Genomic DNA, 18,271 nt, shown 5'->3' on the forward strand with positions numbered 1-18,271 from the left:
CGTGAAATTTCACGCTTCTGCAAATTTTATACGTTCACTTCGAGTTCGCGCTCGATCATTTCGACCTGGAAGCACTCGATAAGGTCGCCAACGCGCATGTCTTCATAACGCTCGAACGCCATACCGCACTCAATGCCTTCTTTGACTTCAGGCACTTCGTCTTTGAAGCGCTTGAGCGTAGAGAGCATGCCTTCGTGGATGACCACATCGTCACGCAGAAGTCGCACACCGCAACCACGTTTCACAACGCCTTCGGTTACGCGGCAACCAGCAACCTTGCCGACCTTGGAAATGTTGAACACTTCGAGGATCTGAGCATAGCCGATGAATGTTTCGCGTTTTTCCGGAGCAAGCATACCAGAAAGCGTGTCGCGGACATCGTTGATCAGGTCGTAGATCACTGAGTAATAGCGAATTTCAACGCCTTCTTTCTCAGCAAGCTCACGCGCCTGTTTGTTCGCACGCGTGTTGAACGCGATGATCGGCGCACCTGAAGACTGAGCCAGAAGTACGTCGCTTTCGGAAATACCGCCCACAGCGCCATAGATGACACGTGCGCGAACTTCTTCGTTCGACATTTTCTCGACGGCCTGCGTGATCGCCTCAACAGAGCCCTGCACATCGCCTTTAACAACGAGCGGCGCTTCCTGAGTTTCAGCCGAACCGTCTTTGAGGCGGCTGAGCATCTGCTCAAGGGAGGCTTTCGCTGTAGACGTACCGCGAGCCTGTTTCTTCATGCGGATACGGTAGTCGGTAATTTCACGAGCACGCGCTTCGGAATCGACCACAACAAACGGATCGCCCGGATCCGGCGCACCGTCGAGGCCAAGCACCTCAGCAGGCACAGTCGGACCAGCCGTCTTCAGCTGTTGGCCGCGTTCGTTGGTAAGTGCACGGACTTTACCCCACTGAGAGCCGGCAACAACAATGTCACCACGCTTCAGAGTACCGCGCTTGACGAGAACAGTTGCGACAGGACCACGGCCCTTATCGAGCTGGCTCTCTACAACGACGCCGTCAGCGTCACGGTCAGGGTTCGCCTGAAGCTCAAGGATTTCCGCCTGAAGCGTGATCGCCTCAGTCAGCTCGTCCAGACCCATTTTCTCTTTCGCAGAGACTTCGATTGCCTGAACTTCACCGCCCATAGCTTCGACCTGAATGTCGTATTGAAGAAGCTCTGTCAGCACCTTGTTCGCATCGGCATCCGGCTTGTCGATCTTGTTGACCGCAATGATAATCGGCACGCCAGCAGCTTTTGCGTGGCTGATCGCCTCTTTCGTTTGCGGCATCACGCCATCGTCGGCTGCAACAACGATAATACAGATGTCTGTAATATCGGCGCCGCGTGCACGCATAGCAGAGAACGCCGCGTGACCCGGAGTATCTAGGAAGGTGATCTTGTCGCCGGATTTCAGCTGAACCTGGTAGGCACCGATGTGCTGCGTAATGCCGCCGGCCTCACCAGACACAACGTCAGTTGAACGCAGCGCATCGAGCAGAGACGTCTTACCATGGTCTACGTGGCCCATAATGGTCACGACCGGTGGACGGCCTTTCAGATCAACTTCATCATCGTCCGGTCCTTCAAGACCGATCTCAACATCCGCTTCAGATACACGTTTCACAGTGTGGCCGAACTCTTCAACGATGAGTTCTGCCGTATCAGCGTCAAGCACGTCATTCGCGCGCATCATCTCGCCCTGCTTCATCATGTATTTCACGACGTCCGCAACCCGCTCTTTCATACGGTTTGCGAGGTCTGAAAGCGTGATGGTTTCAGGTACGATAACTTCACGAGTTGATTTCTCGGACTTGTCGCTGCCGCCCATACGACGTTCGCGTTCGCGTTCACGCGCACGGCGAACAGACGCGAGTGAACGTTGACGATCCTCGTCACCATCGAGCGCAGCTGCGATCGTCAGCTTACCCTGACGGCGCTTAGGCTCGCCGCGTGTCTGACGGGCAGGCTTGGCCGGCTCGATTTTCGGCTTCTTGCTCTTAACACGACCACCAAGTTCGCCGAGTGCACCAGCACCAGAAACTTCCTTCGGCGGTTCAGGACGACGAGGGCCTTCTCTCGGCGCACGTGCCTCGACAGGCTCTTCAGCTTTTGCCGGTGGCTTCTTGGTCTTGTTGGCTTTGGCTTCCTGCGCAGCAATAGCAGCGGCTTCTTCAGCCTGTTTGCGTGCTTCTTCCTCAGCCTTCTTACGGGCTTCCGCTTCTTCACGCTCCTGCTCTTCGCGCTGGAGACGATCCTGCTCTTCTTTCAGGCGGCGTTGCGCATCCTGTTTCGCAGCATCTTCAGCCTGACGCTTCTGCACGTCTTCTTCGCGCTTTTTCAGCGCGGCCTGACGTGCACGCAGCTCGGCTTCGGTAATACCAAGTTTCTTGGCAAGCTCGGCAGCTTTCGACGGACCAGCGGATTTGGCCTTTGCCGTTGAGCTTGCATCAGCACCAGATTTCGTTGCCTTGGTCGGAGCCGCAGAAATACGCTTCTTCTTTTTCTGCACGACGACCTGCTTGGAACGTCCGTGTGAGAAGCTCTGCTTGACTACGCCCGTGTCTTTCCCACGCCCGAGGGAAAGCTGCTTACGGCTACCATCTGAATCTGACTTTGTTTTATCTGTATCGCTCATCGACCACCAAATCTAAAATACATTCTCGCTTCGCACCGGGGACCAGCACGAAATCTCTCTACTCGACCGCCCCAGAATACCATACGTCGCCAGAGATCTGGCGAAACTCGTACAGCCTACGATAGTCACTTGTCCACATGTCTGCGAACCGACCGGTTTTCAGCAGACCATGTATCACATTGTCACGGCCTAAGGCCATGCCCAATTCCGAAGAAGACAGCCCTGAGGCGACGCGCACCTTTTCCCATAAGCCTGCAGCGAGGCCCATGATCTTGCGTCGGCCATCTGATGCGCCATCTGACGCCTCCAGAAGCCAGCCCGGAGCTCGCGCTTCGAGCGCGCCGCGGACCTGATCAAATCCTAAGATAAGTGCGCCCGAGCGTTTTGCCAGCCCCAGAGTGGACTGACAGCGCTGCAAGAGCTGGTTTTCGACCTGATCGATCAGATCTTCAGGCAGCTTTACCTGACGCTTGAAGCCGCGCGCAAAGCCGCCTTTGGAGCCGACGAGCTCTTTAAGCGCATCGCGGTCGCAACGTACCCAGACACCACGGCCCGGCAGTTTTCCAGCAATATCCAGCACGACCTCGCCATCCGGCGACAGCACGAAGCGGATCATGCGCGACGCAGGAAGTTTTTCCCGTGTCGCGAGGCACATGCGGAAGGGTGACCCGGCTTTCTTTGCCGGGCCAGCATCCATAAGGTCCTGATTATCGTCTACGCCAGGATCGGACTCATTGAGGATCTGCGTCTTCATCGGCGCCCTCCTCACCGCTCTCTTCTGAGAAGTCAGACTCATCAAGGTCTGCCAGCTCTTCCAGAGCGTCATTGCCGATATCATCAAGCGCCATGAGTGCGCGCTCTTCTTCGGTCAGTCCAAATTCGTTCACAGCGCCTTCTTCAGCTTCGTCTTCATCAACGAACTGTGCTTCCAGCTCTGCAAGTTGTTCATCGTCGATCCAGCCAACCTGATGACGCGCACGCATCACGAACAGCTCAGCTTCGTCAGCAGACATGTCGCCTTTAGGCAGAAGACCCGCCTGGAAGACAGGCTTGCCATCCGGGCCCGGCTCACGCCAGCCAGTCAGATCGTCCGGCACGAGGCCCGCAACGTCTTCAACTGTCTTGATGTCGTTCTCGCCAAAGATCACAGCCAGTTGCAGTGATACGCCGTCCATTTCGAGAACCGCATCATCAACGCCAAGCTCGAGACGTTTTGCATTCAGCTCTTCGTTCTGACGCTCGAGGAACTCGCGGGCACGTGTCTGAAGCTCTTCAGCGATCTCGTCGTTAAAGCCTTCAATGCTCGCCAGATCGTCATGCTCGACAAAGGCAATCTCTTCGACAGACTCAAAGCCTTCTGTTGCCAGAAGCTGCGCCAGTGTCTCGTCCGCATCGAGCGCTTTCATGAAGAGCGCTGTACGTTCCTGGAACTCACGCTGGTAACGCTCGGAGTCCTGAGTTTCTGTCATCAGGTCAATCTGCCAGCCTGAAAGCTGTGTCGCCAGACGCACATTCTGACCACGACGGCCAATCGCGAGCGGGAATTGCGCATCCGCAACAACCACTTCGACGCGCTGCTCGTCCTCGTCCAGAACAACCTTGGTGACTTCCGCAGGCTGAAGCGCGTTGACGATGAATGTCGCCGGATCTTCAGACCATGGGATAATGTCGATCTTCTCGCCGCCCAGTTCGCCTACAACAGCCTGCACGCGCGCGCCGCGCATACCCACACACGCACCGACAGGATCGATAGAGGAGTCGTTGGACCAGACACCGATCTTCGCACGTGAACCCGGGTCACGGGCACAGGATTTGATTTCGATCACGCCTTCGTAAACTTCAGGTACTTCCTGCGCGAACAGGGCAACCATGAAGTCAGGGTGCGCGCGAGACAGGAAGATTTGCGGACCTTTAACCTCGCGGCTCACCTTATACAGGTAAGCGCGAACACGGTCGCCATTCTGATAGTTCTCACGCGGGATAGAGTCGCCGCGGCGGATAATGCCTTCTGCGCGACCAAGGTCGACAATGATGTGACCATGCTCGACGCGCTTAACGATGCCGTTAATGACTTCACCGACGCGGTCTTTATATTCGTCATACTGACGGTCGCGCTCAGCGTCGCGGACCTTCTGCATAATAACCTGTTTCGCAGTCTGCGCACCGACACGACCGAACTCGAACGGAGGAAGCTCTTCTCGAATCTCGCCACCGATTTCGATTTCCGGATCGATTTCGCGCGCCTGATCGAGCGTCAGCTGCTGGACTTCATCTTCCAACTCTTCGTCGGCAACAACCGTCTGAACACGCCAGAGTTTCTGCTCACCCGTTTTCGGGTCGATCTTCGCACGAATGTCGTGCTCCTGACCGTAACGCGAGCGGGCAGCTTTCTGGATCGCCTCTTCCATCGCCTCAATGACGATCATGCGGTCGATATTTTTCTCAGCTGCAACTGCGTTAGCAATCTGCAGGATTTCAAGCCGGTTCGCTGAAACGCCGATAGCGCTCATGACTGGTTTTCCTCTTCCGTATCGGGCGCGTCGCCCTCTTCTTCAATTTCGTCGAAGCTGCCGTCTTCCACATCCGTCAGCTCGCCCTGAGCCTGAGCAAGATCGATCAGCTCGTCTGTAAGCACGAGGCTCGCTTTGCTCATGTCGGCAACGTTTGCTTCCAGCTCGGTATCATCATCGAGCTGAAGCTTCACAACGCCGTCAGCCTCTTCCGTGATCACGCCCTGAAAACGGCGACGACCATCGATTGGCATGGAAAGTTCAACTTTTGCCAGATGACCTGCCCAGCGCGCAAAATCCTTCGCGCGCGTCAGAGGGCGATCAATGCCCGGTGTTGAGACTTCAAGGTGGTATTTATTGTCAATGAAGTCATGCACGTCGAGCGCGGGAGAAATGGCGCGTGAGAACTTTGCGCAGTCTTCAACGTCCGTTCCGCCATTGGTTTTCTCGACCATGATCTGCAGCGTAGGCGTACGCCCGCCCATCATACGAATGCGCACCACCTCAAGCCCCAGAGCCTCAGCTTCAGGTTCGATGGATTTCAGAATGCGCTCTTCAATGCCTTTGATGGTAATCAAGATTGACTGACTTTCAGGAACGAAAAACGGCGACCCGGTTTTCCCCGAGCCGCCGCCAACTATTTAGCGATTTGAAGCTCTTATAACGCTTAACGATGATCTTGTCGAGCATTTGTGTGAGGCGGCGTAAAACGCCTCTGTTTTCCATGCAAAAGTAATGTCGATGCACAGATAAGCCCTTCTCCCTGTTAGGGAGAAGGGTTTGGGATGAGGGTTAATCCAAATCCTGTAGCGCTGAAGTCACTAGCTGGTGAAGGTGTTCTGGATGAAACGCTTGATCATTGGGGATGCGCAAAATTCGCCACCCTCGTTCCTTCAAATCCGCTTCACGTGTCTCATCTTTCGCTTTATCGGCGGGCAAGCTGCGAATACCCCCGTCAAGCTCGATTGCCAGCCGAACAGACGTTATGGCGAAATCGACGATAAAGTCTCCAATCGGATGCTGGCGGCGCACCGGATATCCAATCTTTCTAAAATGCCGGAGCTTCTGCCAGGCAGCATCCTCTGCCGAGGTTGAAGCCTTTCGCAGTTTTCGCGCCCTTTTCGTCGGTTCACTCATCCCCTCACCCTAAATCCCTCTCCCAAAGGGGCGAGGGACTTTGCAGACCAGAGCTTTACGCCGTAAGACCAACACTCAAGGTCGGTTATTCGACGTGTCGCATGCCGGTTTTTCTTGCAAAACGATATGCTGGCTTCCATATTATCGGCAATCCGCAATAGTGCGGGCTGACCTAATAAGGTGGAATTATGAACGATTTCAATTTCGCTCGTGCAGGCCAGATGCCCGCCGGCACAATGGACGCGTCGGTTGATGTAGGCCTGCGCAAGTTCATGCTTGGCGTGTTCAACAAAATGGGACTGGGCCTCGCATGGACGGCTATTCTCGCTTTTGTTGTTGCGAACACTTCACTGATCAACATGTTCTTCGCGACGAACGCTGCTGGTGACATCACAGGCCTTTCGATCCTGTATTACATCGTAGCTTTCGGCCCGATCGCCATTCTCTTTGGCTCGGCTTTCGTCATGAAGAACCCGTCTCCGGTTGGCGCAAGCGTCATCTACTGGTCGGTCGTTTCTCTGATCGGTACTGGCATGGGCCTTCTTGTCTGGGTGTACGCAGGTATTCCAGACGGCATGGCGACTATGGCTAAAGCCTTCCTGACAACTGCGATTGCATTCGGCGGCATGTCTCTCTGGGGCTACACAACGAAGCGTGACCTCACGCCAATTGGTAACTTCCTGATGATGGCCGTGTTTGGCCTGATCGCAGCGATGATCATCAACATGTTCATCGCAAGCTCTATGATGAGCTTCTTCATCTCAATTGGTGGTGTGCTGATCTTTGCTGGTCTGACCGCGTTCGACACGCAGCGCCTCAAATTCCAGTATTACGAACTGGGCGGCAATGAGCGCGCAATGTCAGTTGCAACGACTTACGGTGCACTGAGCCTCTACATCAACTTCATCAACATGTTCCAGTTCATTCTGGCGCTGATGAGTGGTGGCGACGACTAAACTCAGGGCAAAAGCCTGAAACATCAAACCCCGGCTACGGCCGGGGTTTTTTGTTGCGCGCAAGACACTGCTTGTCGGCACGCCTCACTCCGCGTTAGATTCAAATCCGGTATGGGGCGAGAACGGGACGAAACATGATTTCCTACATTTTTATTGGCCTGGCGGCGCTTTGCGTGACGATCACCGTCATCATCTACAACACGCTGACGGCCAAAAAGCTGATGGTCGACAATGGCTGGTCTGACATTGATGTTCAGCTGAAACGCCGCGCCGATCTCATCCCGAACCTTGTCGAGGTGGTGAAAGGCTATGCCGAGCATGAACGCGGCACGCTGGAAGAGATTATCGAGACACGCAACCGTGTCCTCACCGCTCCGGACGAACCAACCGCAGAACGTCAGGCCGGCGAGAGCGAGATCAGTCAGGGACTGACTCGCCTGTTTGCGCTGGCGGAGGCCTATCCGGACCTGAAAGCCAATGAACAGTTCCTCTCTCTACAAAAAGAGCTTTCTAAAACCGAGGACGAGATTTCCTATGCCCGTCGATTCTTCAACGGTGCAGTGCGTGACTATAACACGGCGCGCGAAAGCTTCCCGTCCAACATTTTCGCAGGCATTTTCAACTTCGGCCCACGTGAGTTCTTCGAGATCGAAGAGGTCGACCGCCTGAACCCGAATATCTCTCTGAACGGATAAGCCCTATGGTCCGCGCCTTTCTGATCAGCCTTACCGCGCTGTTTTTCACGCTTCCGGGCTTCGCGCAGGAACGGATCCACGATTTTGACGTAGATATCGAAGTCCGTACAGATGGCGATTTTGTTGTCTCCGAAAGCATTGCGGTTACTGCGATGGGCCAGTCCATCCAGCGCGGTATCTTCCGCGCCCTGCCGCGCTATTTCGGCGATGAGGAAAATCACCGGTTCGAGTATCGCTATGATGTCATGTCGGTCACGCGAAACGGCCGGGAAGAGCCCTACGAAACTTACAGCGAAGACAATGCCTATTACATCCGCATAGGCGATCCGGATGTTTATCTGCCGCGCGGTGTGACGCATACTTACGAAATTCGTTATCTCGTCAGAAATCAAGTCCGCTATAATGAAAGCTTTGACGAGCTATACTGGAACGTCACCGGCTCTTACTGGGATTTCCCGATTGATAAGGCGAGCGTGACCGCACGCTTTCCGGACGGGGTAAGCTTTCAGGATGTCAGCCTTTATACAGGTCGGCTTGGATCGACACAGAGCGATGCCCGCGCAGAAATTCTGGACAACACGGTTGAGGCGCGCATTACCCGCGCTCTGCGTCGTCAGGAAGGCTTCACCATATCGGTATCCTTCGACAAAGGCCTGATCGATCCGCCATCGGCGGCAGACAAGTTTGACCTCTGGCAGCAGCTCTGGCTTGGCCTCGTGCTTCTGGCCGCGTCTCTTTTCGGGGTGGTCTTTTTCTATTATCAATCCTGGCAGCGTGTCGGACGAGATGCGTCCCGCCTGCCGGTCTTCCCGCATTACCACCCGCCAAAAGGCATTTCTCCCGCCGCCGCACACTACGTTTATCACCGCAGCTTTAAGGGCAATAAAGCCTTCACCGCGAGCCTGATGGACCTGGGCGGAAAAGGCTATCTGGAGATCGATTCCGACAAAAAAGAAGTGACGTTCACGCGCAAGGATGCAGACGCTGAAGGTCCTCTGCCAGACATAGCGCCTTACCAGCGCGGGCTTCTCAATAAGCTGATGGGCACGTCTGGCAGCAAGACCATTGGCAAGGAATATGACTCCGGTTTTGCGACCGCGTATCAGGACTTCAAAACCACCGTGTCAAAGGATTACGGCAATCCGTATTTCAAATGGAACACCGGTTATGTGCTGTTTTCCATGGTGGCCAGCCTTGTCGCGATTGGCATCGCGCTCGCGGTCACGATCAATTGGACCATCTGGCATGCAGTAGCAATTGCCGGCCTGATTATCGTCAATCTGGTCTTCATGTATCTCATGCCCGCCCAGACAAGAAAGGGTGAGAAAGCACGTTCTGAAATCGCCGGTCTGAAGCTCTATATGGAGAAGGCTGAAAAGGCGCAGATGAACTCTGTCGACCCGCATGGCGACCGTCTGCCGCCCATGTCCAAAGCCCGCTATGAAGAGCTATTGCCCTATGCCATCGCGCTTGATGTCGAAAAGCCATGGACGAAATACTTTGAAGACGTACTGCCGGAAGAAGCCCGGAATTATAATCCAGGTTGGTATACCGGCCACATGATGGGTCACTCACTCCATTCCATGAACCGGGCCATGGAAAGCTCGATCAGTTCAGGCGTCGCAACTGCATCCGTTCAACCATCCTCCAGCTCTGGCGGTGGTGGTGGCGGGTTTTCCGGCGGCGGCGGCGGTGGTGGCGGCGGAGGCGGCTGGTAAGCCATTCGCTCCCGTTCGTCTTTGATGACGAACTCGGGACGAACTCAAGGCCGCCACAGCCACCCAAAGATCAGCTATAGCGCGTCTTCAAAACCTCGAACATGGCGCGAAGGCCTTGCGCCGCAGCGCCTTCCGGATTGCCGAACTTAGCGTGACGCCATGCCCAGACATCCCAATGCACCCAGCTTGGCGCATCCACGAATTTCTTCAGGAACAGGCCAGCTGTGATGGAGCCGCCCATCGGGCCTTTGGCAGAGTTCTGGCAGTCGGCAATATCGCTTGATAGCATGCTCTCATACGGCATCCAGAGCGGCATACGCCATGCAGGGTCTGCCACCGCTGAGGAGGCATCAGCAATGCTGGCAGCCAGCGCATCATCATCTGTGTAGAATGGTGCAACTTCAGGGCCCATCGCGACGCGCGCAGCGCCTGTGAGCGTTGCAAAGTCGATCAGCAGGTCAGGTTCGCCCTCTTCCTGCGCACGGGTGAGCGCATCGGCCAGAACGAGGCGACCTTCCGCGTCAGTATTGTCGATCTCTACGGTCAGACCTTTACGTGAATCCAGCACGTCGCCCGGACGGAAGGCGCCGGCACCAATCGCGTTTTCAGCAGCCGGAATACAGAGCTTCAGATTGACCGGCAGGCCGTGCGCCATAACCAGACGCGCAAGTGCAATCGCATGCGCAGAGCCGCCCATATCTTTTTTCATGAGGCGCATATAGCCGCCGGTTTTCAGATCGAGACCGCCGGTATCAAACGTGATGCCCTTACCAACGATTGCCAGCTTCGGCTTGGACGCATCACCCCATGTCAGCTCCATAAAACGCGGCTCATCATCGGCGGCGCGGCCGACCGCATGGATCATCGGATAATTCTGCTCCAGAAGCTCGTCACCGACCACAGATTTAAGCTCGGCGCCAAACTCTTCTGCAAGGCTCGCGATCTCGGCCTGAAGAATAGACGGCGACAGATCCTGCGCCGGTGTGTTCACCAGATTACGAAGCAGCTCGATGCTGTCTGCAAATTTCACGGCTGAATCCAGTTCACCGGCATCCGGAATGACCAGCACGGGCGCGTCAGCCGAACGGGCTTTGTAGCGATCGAATTTATACGCGCCATCTGCCCAGCCGACATGAAGCACGGATTTTTCAAGACCATCAGCGATGAAGTCGAACCGGTATGTGCCACCTTTCAGAGCCGAAGAAAGCGCCGCCACACCCAGAGGCGCCTTACCATCGCCCATGCCGAAGGCGATGCGGGAGAGATTGCCGGTCATATCAGGCAGGCGAACCAGACTGCCCGCTGCAGCCTTAAACCCTTCAGCGTTCAGAACCGCGCGCGCATATTCAGACTGCGCCGACAGATAATCTTCCAGAATGTCACTCGTCACGAGATCGACAGGGATCGGGGCGGCGTGTGAGGTGGTGAAGTAAGCTGTCGGCATAAATGGCTCCCTTGATTCTCACTCAATCTAAGGGGCGCCGCGCCCTCTTCCAATCCGTGAGGCCGGGAAAGAGCGCAGAAATCAACAGGTCTTAACCAATCCTTGACGCAAATCGTCGATTTTTACGGAATTAGATTCCCTGGAGTCCGCTATGTTTGCCGTAAAGAACTCACGTGCAGTCCTCTCTCTTCTCTGCGCCACCGCACTTGCCGCCTGTGCGCACGGTCCGACCGACGAAGAGCTCGCCTATCGCGAGTCCGTTGCCAATGAGAGCCTTCTGCCGGCAACAGCCGAAGAGCGTGACGCCATCCGCAATCAGGACCCGATCACTCAAGCGACATTCTGGGGCATGGAGTTTGAGCGCAGCCCTGGCGATATGGAAGCGGCTGTTGAATTTGTCGGCGCGCTTCGCGCTATTGGCAGCGAACAGCGCGCGCAGGAAGTCGCCTCTCAGGCGCTCGCTATGGCGCCGAACAATGCAGAGCTTCTGTCTCATCTGGGTAAATCGCTTCTGACCAGCGGCGATGCCAACGGCTCGGTGAACATTCTGCGCCGCGCTATGGTTGCCGCGCCGGATGATCTCTCCATTCCGGTCGCGTTAGGCGTTGCCTATGACCAGACAGGCCGCCACCGTGAAGCACAAAACACCTATCGCCGCGTTCTGGAACGTGATCCGAATTCGGCTGCTGCTTTGTCTAACCTGGGGCTGTCACTCGCGCTGACAGGCAATCCCGAAGAAGCTGAAATCTATCTGCGCCGCGCGGTTGTTCAGCCGGAGGCCGGTGCGCGCGAACGCCAGAATTTGGCACTTGTTCTGAGTATTCAGGGTAAATTCGATGAGGCCCGCGATGTCGGTGCTGCAGATTTGCCGGACGAACTGGTCGACGCCAATATCGATTATTTCCGCGCCATGCTCACACCGCGCCAACGCAACTATTCTACACTTCGCGGCACGACGGACGAATAAGCTCTAAATGACGCTTTCAGGCAGTCTGCGGTCTTTTCGAAAGAAGCGACCGACAGGCGGAATCGTGATCGCCAGCACAACCATCGGAATAATGACATAAGTCACGAACGGTCCGCGAATTGTCGGATCTGAAAACGGGATTTGCAGGTCGTAATACATGTTACGGATCAGCCAGTTAAAGCTGGTATATGGCGCAAGCGCCGCAAAAGAGGCCACCATGGAAATCAGGCTCGCCATCGCAACGCGCTCAAACCTTGAACAGGCGTAAAGCGCTGCAGAAACGGTAAGTGCGGTCAGACCAATCATGAAGGTACGATCCCCCAGCCAGAGGCTATGACTGTAGGCAGCCGCCTGCAGAAAGATAGCCATCACGCCGGTCGCGAAAATCCCGTACACAGCACGAAGGTGGGAAGTGAATTTTTCCAAGTATGCGCCCTTCCAGCAATTTGCATTGCAGACCGTTGCTGAAAATAAAGGAAAAACGCGGACAAACCTTTATAGCACAGGTTCAAATTTTAACCGGCGTCTTTACCAAAACAGTAAGGGCGTAGAGCCCTACTGCTCCATTTCGGTGAATTTGATGTAGGCGGGGCCGAGGATTACAAGGAAGAGCACCGGCAGGAAGAAAACGATCATCGGAACCGTCAGCTTGGCTGGAAGCGCCGCCGCTTTCTTTTCTGCTTCAGCGATACGCAGATCGCGGTTTTCTTTCGCCATGACTCGCAGGGACGAACCGAGCGGCGTACCGTAGCGTTCAGCCTGAGCGAGCGCCATACACACGGCTTTCACCCCCGGATGGTTCGTCCGTTTGGCAAGGTTGTCATAGGCCTCACGGCGATCAGCCAGATAGGAAAGCTCTGCGTTCGTCAGCTTCAGCTCTTCGGCAAGCTCGGTCGATGCCGCACCGATTTCACCACCCACACGGTCAAACGCCATCTCAATGGACATACCCGCTTCCACGCAGATCAGCATCATATCGAGCGCATCCGGAAAGGCGCGCATAATGGAAGCCTGACGCTTCTTGGCAAGATTGGAAAGGTAAAGGTTTGGCGCGTAGAAGCCCGCAGCAGCCGCAAACACGACAATCGCGATACGCATTTGCGGCGCGGCCTGAACCATACCGAGCACAAACACATAGAAGAAAGCTGCACCGGCAAATGCAAATGGCAGCGCAAAGCGGAAGAAGTAGAAGGTTGCGAGCGGACCACCGCCACGCAGACCCGCCTGAACCATTTTATCCTTAACGTTCGGGTCTTCGAGAAGCTTTTGAAGGTCCAGCTTGTCCACTGTATCCTTCATGAAGCCCGAGCCCTGATTCTGCTTCAGACCTTTTTGTTCGAGCTGCGCACGGCTCTGACGTCTTAACTGTTCGCGTCGGTTCGTAACTGCCTGCAAACGTGTTTCCAACTTGTCACTCTGAAAGGCAGGCAGGGCAATCGTCAGGATCGTGGCAAAACATGCAACGGCTGCGAACACCGCGGCCAGCATGCCCGGGTCTGTGACGTATTCTGCAATGTCGGTCAGTTCCATAACGCCGGCCTTTTAGAAGTCGAAGTTGATCATGCGCTTCATGACGTAAATGCCGAGCCCCATCAGGCCAACGCCGATCAGAAGGATCAGGTTACCCATAGGCTTCAGGAACAATTCCATCATGTAAGCTGGTGTTGTAATGTAGACGAGTACCATCACGGCAATCGGAAGACAGCCAATGATCATCGCGGAGGCTTTCGCCTCGGATGAGAGGGCCTTAATCTTCTCACGCAGCATTTTACGCGAGCGGATTACTACGGAGAGGTTGTTCAGCGCTTCCGACAAGTTACCACCCGTCTGCGCCTGAATGCCCAGAACGATGTTAAAGAAGTTGACTTCCTGCAGCGGGACGCGGCGGTAAAACTTATCGAGCGCCTGAGAGATAGACTGACCCATGGAGAGGCCATCTGTGATCTGTTTGAATTCAGACCGCAGCGGCTCAGGACTTTCTACGGCAATAATGCGCAGACACTCATTGAGCGGCAGACCGGATTTCACACCACGAACGATGATATCAAGCGCGTCAGCAAACTGGTTGGTGATCTTCTTGTGGCGACCGGCGATCATGAAGCCGAGCACCCAGCGCGGCAGACCAAGAAAGCCTGCAAAACCGAACAGCGCGGCGATCAGAACACGCGCGCCTTCACCCAGAAATGTCGTGGTGACGCTGGCAGGTGCGAGAATGAAACCGAGTGCACCCAGACCTACTCCGACACCCAGAGAACCGAGATAGAATGTCGTCGCATTCATATCGAGGCCAGCCTGTTTCAGGCGGGAACCAATATCCTGCGGAACGAGAGATTTCTTTTTCTTCTGCTCGCCTTCACGCAGGTTTTTGAGCATGTCCTGCGTCTGGCGACGACGCGCGGCGAGAGGGTCATTGGCTTTGCCATCCACACGGCCGGTCGACGCAATCGCTTTCGCGCGTTTGCTTGCCTTGCCGGAATCCTGTCCGCCGGAGAAGGCAAAGCCGACGCCTGCAATGGCGAAAAAGGCGAGCGCCGCGATGATGATGGTTTGTGTATCCATGATCAGCTGCCCTCAAGCGCATCAAGTGCGTCTGCCAGTTCGCGCTCCATGTTGTAATAACGCGCACGATCCCAGAAGCGTGGGCGACCAACACCAAGACCACGGTGAGCCCCTTTGATCTTGCCGTCAGCATCTTCGCCATCAACTTCGAACTTCATGATGTCCTGAGTCACGATAACCTCGCCCTCAAGGCCCATGACTTCAGTGATGGAGATGATTTTACGTGAACCGTCGCGCAGACGGGACGCCTGAACCACAACGTCAATCGAACCGACAATCATCTCACGAATGGTTTTCGCAGGCAGCGAGAAGCCACCCATCGTAATCATGGATTCCACACGAGACAGCGCCTCACGCGGGGTGTTGGCGTGGAGCGTACCCATTGAACCGTCGTGACCTGTGTTCATGGCTTGCAGGAGGTCAAACGCCTCCGGGCCACGCACCTCGCCCACAATGATGCGGTCAGGACGCATACGCAGACAGTTCTTTACCAGATCGCGCATGGTAACAGCGCCTGTACCTTCAAGGTTTGGCGGACGTGTCTCGAGACGCACCACGTGCGGCTGCTGAAGCTGAAGCTCGGCCGCGTCCTCACAGGTGATTACGCGCTCGCCCGGCTCGATAAACGCCGTGAGTGAGTTGAGAAGCGTCGTCTTACCAGAACCGGTACCGCCCGAGATCAGGACGTTACAGCGGCAAGCGCCGATAATACGCAGGATTTCAGCACCAGCTTCAGAGACCGACCCGAAATTAACCAGGTTCTCGAGCTTGAGCTTGTCCTTCTTGAACTTACGAATGGTGAGCGTAGGGCCATCCAGCGCCAGTGGCGGGGCGATAACGTTCACACGCGAGCCGTCCAGAAGACGCGCGTCACAAATCGGGGAGCTTTCGTCGACGCGGCGGCCGACCTGGGAAACGATACGCTGACAGATATTCATCAGCTGGGCGTTATCGCGGAAGCGGATATTTGTGCGCTCGATACGGCCGTCGACCTCGATATAGGTCGTGCCGGCACCGTTCACCATAATATCGGCAATATCATCACGCGCGAGCAGAGGCTCGAGCGGACCATAACCCAGAACATCGTTACAAATGTCTTCGAGCAGGCTTTCCTGCTCGGCAATCGACATAACGACATTCTTGATAGAAATGATCTCGACGACGATGTCACGAATTTCTTCGCGCGCGCTGTCTGCATCCAGCTGGGCGAGCTGCGCGAGATCGATTGTGTCGATCAGCGCGTTAAACACCATGGTTTTGACGCGGTAATACTCGTCAGAGCGGTCATCAATCTTGGCGACCGCTTCTTTGGTTTTTTTAGGCTTTTGCTTCGGTTCGGGCTTTGGCGCTGCTTTAGTCTCGACGCGCTGTTTGGCACGCGGCGGCTCAGGCGCCTTGGCAACCGGCTTCACCTTTTCAGGTGGCGGAGGTGCGACTGGCGCCGCAGCCGGTTTTGCCTTTGTTGGTCCGTCAGTGCGTTTCCCGAACATTCAGTCCGCCTATTTTCCAAGCTTGATGAGTTTTTTGAGCAGGCTGACCTGCTGTTCCACGACCGTACGGCCAGTGAGAAGACCCGCCAGATGGTCGATGCCAACAGACGATTTCGATGTCGGGTCCGTCTCGGAGATCATCTGACCGTTATTGGACGCCTGACCGAACAGGTTAGGCTCAAACGGCAGAACGAGGCTTGGCTCGACACCAATCGCAGCGGCAAAATCCTTCACCGGAATTTCCGGACGCTTCGGTACGCCAACCATGTTGAGAACAACTTTTGGCGGCGCATCATTGCTGCGTGCGTTTTTCAGGAAGTCGACAATGTTCTTACCATTGCGCAGCGATGCGAGGTCCGGCTGGCAGACCACGACAACGTCATCTGCGTTCGTCATGGTCGAACGGCTCCAGTCAGACCAGATATGTGGCATGTCGAGCACGACGAACGGCACATTGCGGCGAACGCGGTCGATCACCTCATCATATGCCTCTTCGTCGAAATCGAAGTCCGAATTGAGAGAAGACGGCGCGGTGAAGAGAGAAAGTCGCTCTGTCGCTTTTGTCAGCAGGCGGTCGAGAACCGTGTCATCGACGCGGTCAGGGTCGCCAAGCGCATCGACAATCGTCTGATTGCCTTCCTGGTTGAAGTCGAGCGCTGTCGTGCCCCAAGAAAGATCGAGGTCAACAAGTGACGTGTTGATCTGGATGTTCTCTGAAATCGACCATGCAAGATTGTGTGCGATGGTAGAAGAGCCAACGCCGCCTTTTGCGCCGACAACCGCAACCGAGCGGCCCATGAACGGACGCTCCGGATCGACATACAGCGCAGAAATCGACTGGATCAGCTGTGTTGGCTGGAATGGCGGGACGAGATATTCGCTCACGCCGCGCGCAACAAGCTGGCGATAAAGCTGAACATCATTCATCGCGCCGATTACGAGCACGCGAATATTCGGATCGCAAAGCTCTGCAAGCGCATCGATCTGGGCCAGCATCTCACGGGCTGGAAGGCTGGATTCTACGATCAGAAGGTCAGGCGTAGACTGTTCCTGATAGACCTGAATTGCGCGCGCGAGGCCGCCGTCTTCAACTTCGAGATGGACTTTCGCAAGGCGGCGGTCACGAGAGGCTGCATCAATCGTTTTGGCAGTACCGGCACGTTCGCAGAAGGCATGGATCGAGATGCGGGGAACTGTGATGTTCCCAGTCAGGCCTTCATCAGTAAATGTAGATGGCCCGGTGTCGACAGAAACTGTCGCGCGATACTCGTCGTCATCAGACGCTGGCGCCGGAGACGCAGAAGCAGGCTCAAAGCCCATATCGTCGCCACCGAAGTCATCGCCGAAGTCGGAGCTTCCACCATAGCTCTTATCCGGGACGAAGCTGTCATCAGCGCCGAAATCATCGTCAAAGTCAAAATCGTCGATAAGATTGCTTTTGTTAGACATCAACCGATCCTCACCTAAACCCTATTCCACAGCCGTGCTGACAGCGCCGCTTTCGCTATCAGACCGCTCTGTTGCCGTGCTCTGGCCAGCACGATAAAGATCCAGCACCTCAATCCGGCGCAGCGTATCTGCCGGATCGGACCGGCGCGCACCGAGAAGGTCTGCCGGATCAGAAACCATTGCCGCGAGATTTGCCCGCATAGAGCAGCCAAATGACGGGTGCGGATCATTCGAACTCGTCGCCGCAAGGTTCAGCGTTGCAAGTGAAGGACAATCCGGCGCAATCGCACGGTACGCGGTGAACGCGAGCACCATTGGCGCTTCCGGAGACCCGTTGGAATTGTAGTCGCTGCGCTCAATGTCGCGGATATTGTACTCAGCCGCGAGATTCAGCATCTGGTTCACGCTCGCCTCATAGCTTGATGCATGCGGGCTGCCCTGCGGCACGGATACGACCAGCGGGCCATGACGGCGACCGCGGCGCGCATATTCAGACAGGAAATAGCGAACATCGCCCTGACGGTATTGCGGAATGCCATGCTGGCCGGAATAGGCCTGAAGCTCGAGCACTTCAGTGTCCTCGACCACTTCAATATCATGGTTATAGCGGCCGTTCGTGCCGGAAACCGTAACGATCGGGTCATACGTCGCACATCCAGCGAGTGCGGAGAGGGCGGCAGCGCCGATGAGATAATGTGAAAATCGCATCT

16 protein-coding genes are annotated in these 18,271 nt (G+C 55.6%); 4 read left to right on the forward strand and 12 right to left on the reverse strand.

Annotated features, from left to right (window positions below; all coding sequences use genetic code 11):
- Positions 1-26 precede the first annotated feature (26 nt).
- The 5 genes from infB to G523_RS0103620 all read right to left on the reverse strand — a co-directional run bounded on the left by infB (position 27) and on the right by G523_RS0103620 (position 6,283).
- Entirely contained in the window at positions 27-2,636 is a 2,610-nt protein-coding gene (gene infB, locus G523_RS0103600) for a translation initiation factor IF-2 (protein ID WP_022693661.1), read from the reverse strand.
- Positions 2,637-2,694: 58 nt separating this feature from the next.
- Positions 2,695-3,390, reverse strand: coding sequence for an RNA-binding protein (locus tag G523_RS17805; RefSeq protein WP_022693662.1), 696 nt, complete (start codon positions 3,388-3,390; stop codon positions 2,695-2,697).
- A complete protein-coding gene (gene nusA, locus G523_RS0103610; protein ID WP_022693663.1) occupies positions 3,368-5,146 on the reverse strand; it encodes a transcription termination factor NusA in 1,779 nt (592 codons plus the stop codon). The genes G523_RS17805 and nusA overlap by 23 nt, the downstream gene beginning before the upstream one ends.
- Positions 5,143-5,724 carry a ribosome maturation factor RimP gene (rimP, locus tag G523_RS0103615; RefSeq protein ID WP_022693664.1) on the reverse strand — a complete coding sequence of 194 codons (582 nt, stop codon included), beginning with the start codon at positions 5,722-5,724 and terminating at the stop codon, positions 5,143-5,145. The genes nusA and rimP overlap by 4 nt, the downstream gene beginning before the upstream one ends.
- A gap of 214 nt (positions 5,725-5,938) precedes the next feature.
- On the reverse strand, positions 5,939-6,283 hold the full coding sequence (locus tag G523_RS0103620) for an endonuclease domain-containing protein (RefSeq protein WP_022693665.1): 345 nt from the start codon (positions 6,281-6,283) through the stop codon (positions 5,939-5,941).
- Positions 6,284-6,471: 188 nt separating this feature from the next.
- Between G523_RS0103620 and G523_RS0103625 the strand changes: the two genes are divergently transcribed.
- The 3 genes from G523_RS0103625 to G523_RS0103635 all read left to right on the forward strand — a co-directional run bounded on the left by G523_RS0103625 (position 6,472) and on the right by G523_RS0103635 (position 9,652).
- A complete protein-coding gene (locus G523_RS0103625; protein ID WP_022693666.1) occupies positions 6,472-7,239 on the forward strand; it encodes a Bax inhibitor-1/YccA family protein in 768 nt (255 codons plus the stop codon).
- Between the two features lie 134 nt (positions 7,240-7,373).
- Positions 7,374-7,934, forward strand: a complete 561-nt coding sequence (locus G523_RS0103630; RefSeq protein ID WP_022693667.1) for a LemA family protein — start codon at positions 7,374-7,376, stop codon at positions 7,932-7,934.
- Positions 7,935-7,939: 5 nt separating this feature from the next.
- Complete coding sequence (locus tag G523_RS0103635; RefSeq protein ID WP_022693668.1) at positions 7,940-9,652, forward strand: DUF2207 domain-containing protein; 1,713 nt, start codon at positions 7,940-7,942, stop codon at positions 9,650-9,652.
- 70 nt (positions 9,653-9,722) lie between these two features.
- Here the strand turns inward: G523_RS0103635 and G523_RS0103640 are convergent, their stop codons facing one another.
- The gene (locus G523_RS0103640; RefSeq protein WP_022693669.1) at positions 9,723-11,096 is read right to left on the reverse strand and encodes a leucyl aminopeptidase family protein; all 1,374 of its coding nucleotides are present in this window, start codon (positions 11,094-11,096) and stop codon (positions 9,723-9,725) included.
- A gap of 151 nt (positions 11,097-11,247) precedes the next feature.
- Between G523_RS0103640 and G523_RS0103645 the strand changes: the two genes are divergently transcribed.
- Positions 11,248-12,063 (forward strand): tetratricopeptide repeat protein, encoded by an 816-nt coding sequence (locus G523_RS0103645; protein ID WP_022693670.1) that lies wholly within the window; start codon positions 11,248-11,250, stop codon positions 12,061-12,063.
- 3 nt (positions 12,064-12,066) lie between these two features.
- Here G523_RS0103645 and G523_RS0103650 read toward each other — a convergent pair whose 3' ends face one another.
- The 6 genes from G523_RS0103650 to G523_RS17810 form a co-directional block, all read right to left on the reverse strand.
- Positions 12,067-12,489, reverse strand: coding sequence for a hypothetical protein (locus G523_RS0103650; protein ID WP_022693671.1), 423 nt, complete (start codon positions 12,487-12,489; stop codon positions 12,067-12,069).
- A 129-nt stretch (positions 12,490-12,618) separates the two neighbouring features.
- Positions 12,619-13,593 carry a type II secretion system F family protein gene (locus tag G523_RS0103655; protein WP_022693672.1) on the reverse strand — a complete coding sequence of 325 codons (975 nt, stop codon included), beginning with the start codon at positions 13,591-13,593 and terminating at the stop codon, positions 12,619-12,621.
- Between the two features lie 12 nt (positions 13,594-13,605).
- On the reverse strand, positions 13,606-14,622 hold the full coding sequence (locus G523_RS0103660) for a type II secretion system F family protein (RefSeq protein WP_022693673.1): 1,017 nt from the start codon (positions 14,620-14,622) through the stop codon (positions 13,606-13,608).
- Between the two features lie 2 nt (positions 14,623-14,624).
- Positions 14,625-16,112: a CpaF family protein gene (locus G523_RS0103665; protein ID WP_022693674.1), complete on the reverse strand. Its 1,488-nt coding sequence runs from the start codon at positions 16,110-16,112 to the stop codon at positions 14,625-14,627.
- 9 nt (positions 16,113-16,121) lie between these two features.
- Positions 16,122-17,561: an AAA family ATPase gene (locus tag G523_RS0103670; RefSeq protein WP_022693675.1), complete on the reverse strand. Its 1,440-nt coding sequence runs from the start codon at positions 17,559-17,561 to the stop codon at positions 16,122-16,124.
- Between the two features lie 21 nt (positions 17,562-17,582).
- Positions 17,583-18,269, reverse strand: a complete 687-nt coding sequence (locus G523_RS17810; RefSeq protein WP_022693676.1) for a CpaD family pilus assembly protein — start codon at positions 18,267-18,269, stop codon at positions 17,583-17,585.
- Between the last annotated feature and the right edge of the window lie 2 nt (positions 18,270-18,271).

It is taken from the genome of Ponticaulis koreensis DSM 19734 (assembly GCF_000420665.1).
In the GTDB taxonomy this organism is placed as follows: Bacteria; Pseudomonadota; Alphaproteobacteria; order Caulobacterales; family Hyphomonadaceae; genus Ponticaulis; species Ponticaulis koreensis.